Genomic DNA, 12,025 nt, shown 5'->3' on the forward strand with positions numbered 1-12,025 from the left:
GTCCAGGGCTGGTTAAAAAGTAGTCGATTCTAGCGCTTTAACATCGCGCGTATATCCGCCAATGCGGTGTTGCCGCGAACGGCTTTGACTTCAACGGGCGTGTCGTCGTTGCCTTCCCAGGCCAGGTCGTCCGGCGGCAGTTCATCGAGGAAGCGGCTCGGTGCGCAGTCGATGATCTCGCCGTATTGCTTACGCTTGGCGGCAAAAGTGAAGGCCAGAGTCTGACGCGCCCGGGTAATCCCGACGTAGGCCAGTCGGCGTTCTTCTTCGATGGTGTCGGCTTCGATGCTGGAGCGGTGCGGGAGGATTTCCTCTTCCATGCCCATGATGAACACGTAGGGGAATTCCAGGCCCTTGGAGGCGTGCAAGGTCATCATCTGCACGCCTTCGGCGCCGTCTTCCTCTTCCTGCTGACGTTCCAGCATGTCGCGCAAAACCAGTTTGCCGATGGCGTCTTCGACGGTCATCTCGCCTTCTTCGTCTTTCTCCAGGGTGTTTTTCAACGCCTCGATCAGGAACCAGACGTTACCCATGCGGTAGTCGGCGGCCTTGTCGCTGGAGCTGTTGGTGCGCAGCCAGTTCTCGTAGTCGATGTCCATGACCATGCTGCGCAGGGCCGAGATCGGGTCTTCGCCGGCGCACTGCTCGCGGACCTTGTCCATGAAGCGCTTGAAGCGCGACAGGCGATCGGTGAACCGCGTGTCCAGATGCTCGCCCAGGCCGATTTCGTCGGTGGCGGCGTACATCGAGATCTTGCGTTCGGTGGCGTAGTTGCCGAGTTTTTCCAGGGTCGTCGAACCGATTTCCCGGCGCGGCACGTTGATCACGCGCAGGAAGGCGTTGTCGTCGTCCGGGTTCACGATCAGGCGGAAGTAGGCCATCAGGTCTTTCACTTCCTGACGGCCGAAAAAGCTGTTGCCGCCGGAAAGTCGGTAAGGAATCTGATGGTGTTGCAGCTTCAGCTCGATCAGCTTGGCCTGGTAGTTGCCGCGATAGAGGATCGCGAAATCGCTGTACGGCCGGTCGGTGCGCAGGTGCAGGGTCAGCAACTCGACGGCCACGCGCTCGGCTTCGGCGTCTTCGTTGCGGCAGCGGATCACGCGGATCTCGTCGCCGTGGCCCATCTCGCTCCACAGTTGTTTTTCAAACTCGTGGGGGTTGTTCGAGATCAGCACGTTGGCGCAGCGCAGGATGCGGCTGGTGGAGCGGTAGTTTTGCTCCAGCATCACCACTTTCAGGGACGGGTAGTCGTCCTTCAAAAGCATCAGGTTTTCCGGCCGGGCACCGCGCCAGGCGTAGATCGACTGGTCATCGTCGCCGACCACGGTGAACTGGTTGCGCGTGCCGATCAGCAGTTTCACCAGCAAATACTGGCTGGCGTTGGTGTCCTGGTATTCGTCCACCAGCAGGTAGCGCACCTTGTTCTGCCACTTTTCGAGGATGTCGGCGTGTTCCTGGAAAAGTTTTACCGGCAGCAGGATCAGGTCGTCGAAGTCCACCGCGTTGAACGCCTTGAGCGTGCGCTGGTAGTGGGTGTAGACGATGGCGGCGGTCTGTTCCTTGGGATTACGCGCGTTTTCCAGGGCTTCGGGCGGCAGAATCAGGTCGTTCTTCCACGAGCCGATCATGTTCTTGATCTCGTCGACGCCGTCGTCGCCCGCGTATTCCTTCTGCATGATGTCGGTCATCAAGGCTTTGACGTCAGTCTCGTCAAAGATCGAGAAGCCCGGCTTGTAGCCCAGCCGCACGTGTTCCTTGCGGATGATGTTCAGGCCCAGGTTGTGGAAGGTACACACGGTCAGGCCACGACCTTCGCCGCCCTTGAGCAGGGTGCCGACCCGTTCCTTCATCTCCCGCGCAGCCTTGTTGGTAAAGGTCATGGCGACGATGTACTGGGCACGGATGCCGCAGTTCTGGATCAAGTGCGCGATCTTGCGCGTGATCACGCTGGTCTTGCCGGAGCCTGCACCGGCGAGCACCAATAGAGGGCCGCCGACGTAGTTCACGGCTTCTTGCTGCCGGGGATTGAGTCGGGACATACGGAATCAGGGAGTCATCTGTGAAATGGGCCGGCATTTTAACAGGCTCAGCGAATTGTGCTGCTCTCTCCGACTTGTGACGCAGCACGCGATCTCTATTTGCCGGTTTTGTTACTTTCACGCAGGATGCGCGGAGAATTTGCGGCTAATGTTCGTATTCCAGACACAAAGCCGTGTTTGATAACCGGTGTCATTTGGTCATTGGTTACCGGCGCGGCATAATGCCCGCCGCCTACATCATTGCAGAGTCTAGGGAGCTAGCTTGTCTACGCCTGTCGAACCCTTGCGTTTGCTGCTACTGGCCGAAGAGCCAGCGTGGACAGCGTTGTTGCGCGAGTGTCTGGCTCCAATGGGGAGCTCGGCAGTGCTGATCAGCGCGCCGAGTTGGGAGTCGGTCAGCAGTCTGTTCGATGACAACCGCAACGCGGTGTTGTTGACGATCCCGGCCCTTCAGCCCGCCCCCGGCCGGTGCAGCCTGCCGATGGTGTTGCTGCTCGAACACGAACCGCTGACCCCGCCCGACGGTGTGAGCGACTGGCTGGTGCGCGATCTGCTCGATCCTGGCATGTTGCGCCGCTGCCTGCGCCATGTGCGCGAACGCGGCGTGCTGGAAAACACCCTGCAACGCCTGGCCGAGCAAGACCCGTTGACCGGCATCGCCAACCGCCAGGGTTTCCAGACCTTGCTGGCGGCGCGTCTGGCGGAAAACGACGGTCGCGGCCTGGCCCTCGGGCACCTCGACCTCGACAACTTCCGGCACGCCAACGACGCCCTCGGCCATCAGGCCGGCGACCGATTGATCCTGCAAGTGGTCGCGCGACTCAAAAGCCAACTCGAGGCCGGGGATCAACTGGCACGACTGGGCAGCGATGAATTCGCCCTGTTGATCGACACCCGCCGCGCCCCGCAACGGGCCGAGTGGATGGCCGAGCGCATCACCGAAGCGCTGGCCGAGCCTTACTGGATCGATGGCGAAAGCCTGTTGATCGGCTCCAGCCTCGGCATTGCTCACGCCCGGGCCCAGGCCGGCGCCGACCCGTTGATGTGGCACGCGCACATTGCCATGCAGCAGGCCAAGAGCACCCAGGGCTGCACCTTTCATATCTTCAACGAACGCATCAACCGCAACGCCCGCAGCATTGCCGACCTCGAAAGCGAACTGCGCCGGGCCTTGCGTCGCGATGAACTGGAACTGCATTACCAGCCGCGCCTGAATCTTGAAGACGGCCAGATCGTCGGCCTCGAAGCCCTGGTGCGCTGGCGTCACGCTGAGCGGGGTTTGCTGCCACCGAGCGAATTTGTGCCGCTGGCGGAGCAAAGCGGTTTGATCGTGCCGCTGGGTTACTGGGTGATTTCCCGGGCCCTGCGGGACATGCAGGCGTTGCGCGAACGGGGTTTGCCGGCGTTGCACATGGCGATCAACCTGTCGTTCCGCCAGTTTCAGGACAGTCAGCTGTTGTCGACGTTGAGCCGCTTGATTACTGAGCGCGGCGTCGAAGCGCAATGGCTGGAATTCGAACTGACCGAAACCGCCGTGATGCGCCGCAGCGACCTGGTCAAGCAGACCATGGACGCCCTCGGCCGCCTCGGTGTGCGTTTTTCCCTCGACGACTTCGGCACCGGGTTCTCCTCCTTCGTGCACCTCAACAGCCTGCCGATCACCTTGCTCAAGGTCGACAAGAGCTTTGTCGGCGGCATGGAGGAGCGGGAAGAGAACCGCAAACTGGTGCACGCGATGATCAACCTGGCGCACAACCTCAACCTGGAAGTGGTGGCTGAAGGTGTGGAAACCCCGGAGCAGCTGGATTTGTTGCGCGGGTTTGGGTGTGATCAGGTGCAGGGTTATCTGATCAGCAAGCCGTTGCCGTTGGCGGAGTTGGTGGAGTATCTGACGTTTGGCAGCAGCCAACAGCCCGCCCTCGAAATCGTGAGCTAACGCCGACCCCTGTAGGAGCGAGGCTTGCCCGCGAAGGCGTCGTATCAGTCGACATCGTTGTTAACTGACACGACACCTTCGCGGGCAAGCCTCGCTCCTACAGGGGTCCTAATCCGGCTGAATCACCCTGAAACTGGCCTGCACCGCAGGCTCGCGCCGAATCATCCGCTTCATCTTCCACTCAAACGCCAGCGTCAAACTCACCGCCGCACACGCCAGCCCCAACGCCAAGCCCCACCAGACCCCCGTCGGCCCCCCGTTCAGATTGAACGCCATCACCCACGCGGCCGGCGCGCCGATCAGCCAATAGCAACCGAGCCCGACCAGGAATGTAGTCTTGGCATCTTTGAGCCCGCGGATGCAGCCCATGGCGATGGTTTGCGTGCCGTCGAACAGCTCGAACCACGCCGCCACCGCCAACAGGCTCACGGCCAGGTCGATGACCGGGCGGAAGGCCGGGTCGTTATGGTCCAGGAACAAACCGATCAACTGATTCGGCCACAGCCAGAACACCATGGCGAAGGCCACCATCGAGGCCGCGCCAAATACGATCCCGACCCGACCGGACAACCGCGCATCGAGCAACTGCCCGGCGCCGTAGTGCTGGCCGATGCGCATGGTGATCGCATACGACAACCCCGCCGGGACCATGAACGCCACCGAGACAATCTGCAGCGCAATCTGATGCGCCGCCAGTTGCGTGCTGCCCATGGTGCCCATGCACAGCGCCGCGAAGGCGAACAACCCGACTTCCACCGCGTAGGTGCCGCCAATCGGCAGGCCCAGGCGCCACAGTTCTTTCAGGTACTGGCGGTTCGGCCGCGACAAGCCCTGGCGCAACGGGTAAGCGTCGTAAGCCGGATGCCGCCGAATGTGCAGCGCCAACGCCACAGCCATCAGGTTGGCGACAATCGCAGTCACCAGACCAATCCCCACCAGACCCATTTTCGGCAAGCCGAACATGCCGGTGATGAACGCGTAATTGAGTGCGAAGTTGGCCACGGTGCCGCACAGGCTGATCACCATCACCGGCGTTGCCCGGCCGATGGCGCTGGTGAAACCGCGCAGGGCCATGAAACTCAGGTAGCCGGGCAGGGCGAATGGCAGGAACGTCAGGAACAGCCCGGCGGAGTGGACGTTGGTGTCGGTCTGGCCGAACAGCAGCAACACCGGTTTGAGGTTCCACAGCAGCAGCCCGGCCACCAGCGCCATCAACCACGCCAGCCACAACCCGGCCTGGGTCAACCGCGCGGCGCCGACGATATCGCCCGCGCCTTTACGAATCGCCACCAACGTGCCGACTGCCGCGATCACGCCAATGCAGAAAATCGACACGAACGAGTAAGTCGCCGCGCCCAGGCCGCCGCCGGCCAGCGCCTCGGGGCTCAGGCGCGCCATCATCAGGGTGTCGGTGAGGACCATCAACATGTGCGCCAACTGCGAGGCAATCAACGGCCCCGCCAGCCGCAGGATGGCCCAGAGTTCGGTACGTGCTGGATGCTGCATGGTCATCACGCTCCATTGGCAGTATTAATGGGAAAGGCTCGATTCTCGGCGCACTGCGGGGTTTGCACAAAGGGATAAAAAGGATGGGTGGCATGATTAAAACTCATCCAGCGGACTTTCTGATAAGTTGGCCCCATCCCGCTATAGGAGCTTTCTGCATGTCTCGTCGGCTTCCTCCCTTGTATGCCCTGCGCGCATTCGAAGCGGCGGCGCGGCATAGCTCCTTTACCCGCGCGGCGGAAGAACTGTCGATTACCCAAAGTGCGGTCAGTCGGCATATTCGTACGCTCGAAGAGCATTTTGCCTGCCGACTGTTTCACCGCAGCGGGCGCAACCTGCAGTTGACCGAGTCGGCGCGGCTGATCCTGCCGGGCATTCGTGAAGGTTTCATCGCGCTGGAGCGCGCCTGCAATACCTTGCGCGCCGAAGACGACATCCTGCGCATGAAAGCCCCATCGACCCTGACCATGCGCTGGCTGCTGGCGCGGCTCAGTCGCTTCCGGCACCTGCAACCGGGCAACGAAGTGCAACTGACCAGCGCCTGGATGGACATCGACACCGTGGACTTCAACCACGAACCCTTCGATTGCGCGGTGATCCTCAGTCGAGGCAATTTCCCACCGGACTGGGAGACGACGTTGCTGTTCCCGGAAGAACTGATCCCGGTCGGCGCGCCCAATCTGCTGGACGACCAGCCCTGGGACGTCGCCCGACTGGCCACCACCGAACTGCTGCACCCGGCGCCGGACCGCCGTGACTGGCGCAATTGGTTGGAGCGCATGGGACTGGCCGATCAGGTGTCGCTCAAGGGCGGGCAGGTGTTCGATACCCTGGAGCTGGGCATGATTGCCGCCGCCCGGGGGTATGGCGTGTCGATGGGGGATTTGCTGATGGTGGCCGAGGATGTGGCCCAGGGGCGTCTGAGTTTGCCGTGGCCGACCGCCGTTGCCAGCGGTGAGAAATATTACCTGGTCTGGCCGAAAACCCGTCCCGGTGGTGAGCGTATGCGCCGGCTCAGCGATTTCCTACAGGGCGAAGTGCGGGCCATGGAATTGCCGGACGTTGAACGCCTGAGCTGAAACGATATAGTGGCCCCAGGCTATAACCGGGCTAATAGCTCAAGTATTCAGGTTTGCCGCCGAATATCTGCTAGTGGAACCTTCGTGCCGGTTTCGCGTTATTCCCATTATTCGAAATTTTGCTGAGCGCAGAGCCTGATCAAGGAGGATCCGGTCGCTTGGCCAGGAGCTGTCATGTCTCAACCCCGTGCCCGGATCGCCTCACAGCTTGGTCTCGCGCTTGCCGTGATTCTGGCGATTGTCATCAGCGGCAGCACCGTGTTCGCCCTGCGCTCGCTGGACACCGCCAACCTCGCCACCCGCGAAGAGCATCTGGCCAGTGAGGCCCGCCTGCTCGCCGATCAGCTCAGCACGTTCCACGGCACGCTGCGGGAAAGCACCCAGCGTCTCAGTGGTCTGTTCGAGAAGCGCTTCAGCGCCGGCCTCAGCGTGCACCCGGATGACCCGGTGACCGTGGCCGGCGTGCAGACCCCGGGCCTGCACCTGGGCAGCGAGGTGCTGAACAACAACTTCAAGGAAGTTGACGAGTTCAAGCAAATGACCGCCGGCGTCGCGACCTTGTTCGTACGTAGCGGCGAAGACTTCGTTCGGGTCAGCACCTCCCTGAGCAAACAGGACGGCACCCGGGCCATCGGCACCTTGCTCGATCACGCCCACCCGGCCTACGCGCGCTTGATCGCGGGCCAGAGCTACGTCGGTCGCGCCTTGCTGTTCGAACGTTCCTACATGACTCAGTACACCCCCGTACGTGACAGCGGCGGTAAGGTGATTGCCGTGCTGTTCGTAGGATTCGATTACACCGACGCGCAGAATGCGCAGTTCGAGAATCTGAAACGCTTCCGTATCGGTAAGACCGGCTCGTTGGCACTGCTGGATGAACAGAGCAAATGGCTGGTGCCGATTGCCGGTGTGCAAGCGCTGGATAAGGCGGTGCCGACCATTACCGATTTGGCGAAGACGCCGGGTAAAGGCGAGTTCTGGAGCGACAAATCCGAAGATTTCTACAGCCTTGCGGTGCCGTTCGAAGGCGGGCCGTGGTCGGTAGTGGCGAGCATGCCGAAAGCCGAAATCAGCGCCGTGACCTGGAGCGTCGGCATTCAACTGGCCATCGGCAGCCTGTTGGCGATGTTGATCGCGGTGGGTTCGGCGGTCTGGTTGTTGCGCAGCAAACTGGCACCGCTGGGCGACCTGGTACGTCAAGCCGAAGCCTTGGGCGCCGGTGATTTGAGCGTGCGCCTAAATGTGTCGAGCAACGACGAAATCGGTCAATTGGCCCGGGCCTTTAACCAGATGAGCCAGGCCCTGTCGACCATGGTCGAGCACATCCGCAAGGCGTCGGAAGAGGTCAATAGCCGCGCCCAGGCCTTGTCCGGTCTGTCCGGCGGTGCTTATGAAGGGATGGAGCAGCAGTCCGGCGAAATCACCAGCATGGCCGGCGCCGTCGAAGAATTCAGCGCCACGTCCCTGAACATCGCCGACAACATGGGCAACACCCAGCGCATGGCCCAGGAAAACGCACAGCAAACTCAGATCGGTCGTACATCGATGCAGGAAGCTTCTTCTTCACTGGAGCAAATCGCTGGCGCACTGAACAGCACCGCAACGGTGATCAACACCCTCGGGCAGCGCTCCCAGGAAATCGGCGGGATCGTCGGGGTAATTACCGCGATTGCCGACCAGACCAACCTGCTGGCGCTGAACGCCGCCATCGAAGCCGCCCGTGCGGGCGAGCAGGGCCGGGGTTTTGCGGTAGTGGCCGATGAAGTGCGCAACCTGGCGTCACGCACCCGTGAAGCGACCGATGAAATCTCCGGAATGATCCAGAGCATCCAGCAGGAAACCGGCAACGCCATCAGCACCATGGAGCAGGGCAACGTGCTGATGCAGGAAGGCTTGTCCCGAAATGCCAACGTCGCCTCGGCACTTGAGCGGATTGATGAGCAGAGTCGTTCGGCAGGTCAGCAGTTCGCGGCGATCACCACTGCGACCCAGGAACAGAGCAGCACCGCGACCTTGCTCAGCAGCAACTTGCAGAGCATTGCGCTGGCCAACAGCGAGCAGCGCGAAGTGGTGTCGAACCTGGCCATCACCGCCAAGGAGCTGGAATCCCTGGCGGCAGGCCTGCGGCATGAGGTTGATCGGTTCCGTTGAGGTTCAATCAGGGTGTCCCGCCCAGGTGGGCGCCCGTTGAGGTTTTCAGGCTGTGGACCCAGTGGGTTAACTGATCGAATCTGTTCAGCGCAAATGAGGGGCGTCGCGCTCACCATTAGGTGAGCTGCAGCAAATCCGGCTTCTCACTCACCGGAGGCTGCGGATCAACCTGCATCACACCGTGCAGCACGCTATTGCTGGGCTCACCGTAGGTCATGGCAAGCGGCTGTGATGCAATCAATTGGCCCTGGGCGTCTTTCCCGATGACGCGGATGTTTTCACGCCGTACGGTACTCAGCACTTGAGGACTATGGGTCGTAACGATGAAGTTCTGTACGCGCAACTTGTCGAGCCTCACAGGTTTCTCTCCGATTTCGTTATCTGGCCCAGCATAGGGAATACACCTTTGCGTTGCGGTTGGAACAGCATACTCATTCAAACCACATCAACACCAAACAATGCGATACCCGTGAATAACCCATTTGAACACCGGGCCGCCGTAGCGGCCGAAGTGGCGTATGCAAGTCGCCGAGTAGTTGTCGGAAATTTCCGGCAATGCCTAATTACACTTGGCATTACTCGCCACTTCCTTACTCGCCAGTTTCAATTGCTTGCCCAACTCCGCCGCGTCGTTGCTGGAGTAAACCCGGCCGCCGGTGTTTTGCGCGATGCAGCGCGACGGGCCGCCGGTGCCGATGTTCACCACGTTGACCCGCAGGCGCGGTTGGTTCTGGGCGATCTGGCGGGAGACGGCGCATACGTCTTTCTGGCAGTTGTCCTCGCCGTCGACGAACATCACGATCACTGCATCGTTATTGCGCCCATCCACGGTGCTGGCGGCTTTGGCCAGGCTGTCGGCCAGGGGTGTGCCGTCGTTGGGGCGCAGGCCGCGAATGCCGTTGATCAGGCGCTGGCGGTCGCCGAACTTGAAGACGCCCTGGTCCGGCGTGCTGTTGCAGCCTTCGTAGGTGATCAGGCGTGTGTCGATCTTCGGGTCGAGCCCGTTGATCATGCCCGCCAGCGAATCCTTGGCCACGTCCATGCGCGTGGGTTTGGCGAAGATCTGCACGGTGCGGTTGGGGTCCAGGTACTTGTTGAGCTCGTTGCTGAAGAACCAGTCCTCATCGGCCTTCACCGACTTGATGTTCATGTCCATCGAGCCCGAGGTGTCGAGCACCACCACAAATTGCGGGATCTTGGTATCCGGCGCTTTTTTACGGCAGGCGAAGTTATCCAGCGTTGGCGCCGGTGGCGGGGCGGCGACCACGGGTTTTGGCGGTGGAACGGGCGCGGGTGTTGGGACTGGCTCGGGCTCGGGTTCCGGTTCGGGTTCTGGAGCGGGCACCACGACGGGTTCAGGCTCGGGGGCCGGGACCACCGGTTTCTCGACGGGTGTCACCACTGGCGCTACGGGTTCAACCACGACCACAGGTTCACGGTGCAGGAACCAGTAAAGCCACAACGCCAACAGCAGCAACAGCAGCGCGAGCAAGGCGGCGGCGACCCACCAGCCACGGCGCGACGGCGCCACGACCGGCACCACGGGGGCCACCGGAATCACCGGCGGCGGAATCGGCCTCGGCGGACGCTGGTTCCAGCGCACCGCCAACGGTTCGCCGTTGAGGCTGTAGAGTTTGTCCAGTTCGGGCGCGCCGAGCAGGCTGCGCAACTCGTCGGCTACGGTCGGCTGACCGCGTTTTTGCAGTTCGTCCGCCAGCAGTTCAAGGGACTTCTGGCGTACTTCGTAGGTGTCCAGCAAACGTCGTTGCGCGTCTTCGTTGAGCTCGGCATAGGGCGTGGGTTGGCCACCCAGTTCGGTCCACCATTCCAGCACCTCGCCGCTGCCCATTCGCGGAATGGCGAAGAGGCTGGCGACGTTCGGTGGAAAGTGTTTCTGGATAAGGGCGACTTTGGCTTGCAGCGCACTCATCCCCTCCGGTGTGGCTTGCGCATCCCTGATGACCCGCTGCATGACGACGATTCCTGGAAAAAGGTGCAGGCCTCCAGAGGGAGGCCTGCGGGGGTGAAAAGTTACTCTTCGTAACCGAGGCTGAATTGCAGTTGATTGACTTTCTTCTGCAGTGTTTTCAGCTGTTCCTGCTTGGCAGCCAGCGACGCGGGCGTGGCCTTGGTCGTGGGGGCCACCTGTGTTGCCTGGAGCTGCTGTTCCAGCCCGGCAATCTGCTTCTGGATCTGGCTTTCATTGCCGTGCCGGGACTTCAGCGAGCTCAGCAATTGCCCCAGCGACTGATTCAATGCCGCCTGGGATTTCTGCTGGCTGGCCAGGTCGGTCCTGGTGCTCAGTTGCTGGGCCTGAATGTTCTCGTACACCTGGCGGAACATTGCGTTTTCCTGACGGGACGCGGCCAGGACCAGTTCCTTTTGCTTGACCTGGTCGCTGTAGCCACCGGAGTAGTCGCAGTTCATTTTGGTCAGCATGCTGCTGTCGCGATTGGTCGCATCGCATTCGCCAGGCTTGGTCGCGCAACCGCTCAAGGCCAGGACGGCGGTGAGGACCGCCAGTTGTCGTAGAGTCATGTGCTTAGCCCAGGGTGATCGCGGAGCGCTGGCTGTAAAGACCGTCGACTTCCTTTTGCAAGGCGGCGACTTTCTCATTCATTTTCAGGATGCTCACGTCCACTTGCTTCATTTCGGCACTGCTGCCCTGGGTCCGCTCGGCGTTGGCCACTTTGGTGTACTCGGTGACTTTGGTGCGCATGTTGCCCAGGTCTTTACGCAGGCGCGCGATGTTCTGGTCGATCTCGGCGATTTGCGCCTGGGCCTTGGTCTTGTCGACCTTTTTGCTGGCGATGTCCTTCTTGATCTGGGCGATGCGCGCCTGATCGTCGTTGATCACCTGCTGGGCGGTCGCGGTACGGGCGATCACGTTCTGGGTGTCTTGCTCGACGTCGCTGTTCATCTTCGCCAGGCGGGTGGTGGTGTCGGAGTATTCGCTGCGACGCTGATCCAGGTAGTAATTCGCGCCCATGGCCACGCCACAGGCGGTGATCCCGGCGGCGATGGCGCACACGGCCTTGTTGCTGCTGTTGGACAGGGCGCAACCGAGGATGCCGACACCGGCGCCGACGGCGCAGGCCTGGTAACCGGATTTGCTGAAGAACTGGGCGTCATTGCCCTGGGTCAGGCGCGGGTCGGTACCGTCGCTGCCGCCGAGCATCGAACTGCCGGTGTTGGCACAACCACTCAGCAGCAAACTGCCGGCGAGGACGAAAGCGATCTGTAGCTTGAAGCGAGTCCAAAGGCTGCGCGACATGGTGAAACTCCTTGGTGGCGGTGTTGGCGTGTTGTTTTTC

General features: G+C 61.5%; 9 protein-coding genes. 3 read left to right on the forward strand and 6 right to left on the reverse strand.

Annotated features, from left to right (window positions below; translation table 11 throughout):
• Positions 1-29 precede the first annotated feature (29 nt).
• On the reverse strand, positions 30-2,039 hold the full coding sequence (rep, locus tag FQ192_RS16330) for a DNA helicase Rep (protein WP_092276241.1): 2,010 nt from the start codon (positions 2,037-2,039) through the stop codon (positions 30-32).
• Between the two features lie 262 nt (positions 2,040-2,301).
• Between rep and FQ192_RS16335 the strand changes: the two genes are divergently transcribed.
• On the forward strand, positions 2,302-3,975 hold the full coding sequence (locus tag FQ192_RS16335) for a bifunctional diguanylate cyclase/phosphodiesterase (RefSeq protein WP_149659496.1): 1,674 nt from the start codon (positions 2,302-2,304) through the stop codon (positions 3,973-3,975).
• A 108-nt stretch (positions 3,976-4,083) separates the two neighbouring features.
• Here FQ192_RS16335 and FQ192_RS16340 read toward each other — a convergent pair whose 3' ends face one another.
• The gene (locus FQ192_RS16340) at positions 4,084-5,481 is read right to left on the reverse strand and encodes a NorM family multidrug efflux MATE transporter (RefSeq protein ID WP_149659497.1); all 1,398 of its coding nucleotides are present in this window, start codon (positions 5,479-5,481) and stop codon (positions 4,084-4,086) included.
• 158 nt (positions 5,482-5,639) lie between these two features.
• On the opposite strand from FQ192_RS16340, the gene FQ192_RS16345 reads away from it, so the two are divergent.
• Together FQ192_RS16345 and FQ192_RS16355 are read left to right on the forward strand one after the other, a co-directional pair.
• Positions 5,640-6,560 carry a LysR substrate-binding domain-containing protein gene (locus FQ192_RS16345; protein WP_149659498.1) on the forward strand — a complete coding sequence of 307 codons (921 nt, stop codon included), beginning with the start codon at positions 5,640-5,642 and terminating at the stop codon, positions 6,558-6,560.
• 174 nt (positions 6,561-6,734) lie between these two features.
• On the forward strand, positions 6,735-8,711 hold the full coding sequence (locus FQ192_RS16355; protein WP_149659499.1) for a methyl-accepting chemotaxis protein: 1,977 nt from the start codon (positions 6,735-6,737) through the stop codon (positions 8,709-8,711).
• A 115-nt stretch (positions 8,712-8,826) separates the two neighbouring features.
• Here the strand turns inward: FQ192_RS16355 and FQ192_RS16360 are convergent, their stop codons facing one another.
• The 4 genes from FQ192_RS16360 to FQ192_RS16375 form a co-directional block, all read right to left on the reverse strand.
• Complete coding sequence (locus FQ192_RS16360) at positions 8,827-9,069, reverse strand: hypothetical protein (protein WP_306108891.1); 243 nt, start codon at positions 9,067-9,069, stop codon at positions 8,827-8,829.
• A 201-nt stretch (positions 9,070-9,270) separates the two neighbouring features.
• The gene (locus tag FQ192_RS16365) at positions 9,271-10,683 is read right to left on the reverse strand and encodes a VWA domain-containing protein (protein ID WP_149659500.1); all 1,413 of its coding nucleotides are present in this window, start codon (positions 10,681-10,683) and stop codon (positions 9,271-9,273) included.
• A gap of 59 nt (positions 10,684-10,742) precedes the next feature.
• The gene (locus tag FQ192_RS16370) at positions 10,743-11,249 is read right to left on the reverse strand and encodes a hypothetical protein (RefSeq protein WP_149659501.1); all 507 of its coding nucleotides are present in this window, start codon (positions 11,247-11,249) and stop codon (positions 10,743-10,745) included.
• A gap of 4 nt (positions 11,250-11,253) precedes the next feature.
• Entirely contained in the window at positions 11,254-11,985 is a 732-nt protein-coding gene (locus tag FQ192_RS16375) for a hypothetical protein (protein WP_133835417.1), read from the reverse strand.
• Positions 11,986-12,025: the final 40 nt, after the last annotated feature.

Origin of the sequence: Pseudomonas sp. ANT_J12 (assembly GCF_008370045.1) — a bacterium.
GTDB lineage: Bacteria > Pseudomonadota > Gammaproteobacteria > Pseudomonadales > Pseudomonadaceae > Aquipseudomonas.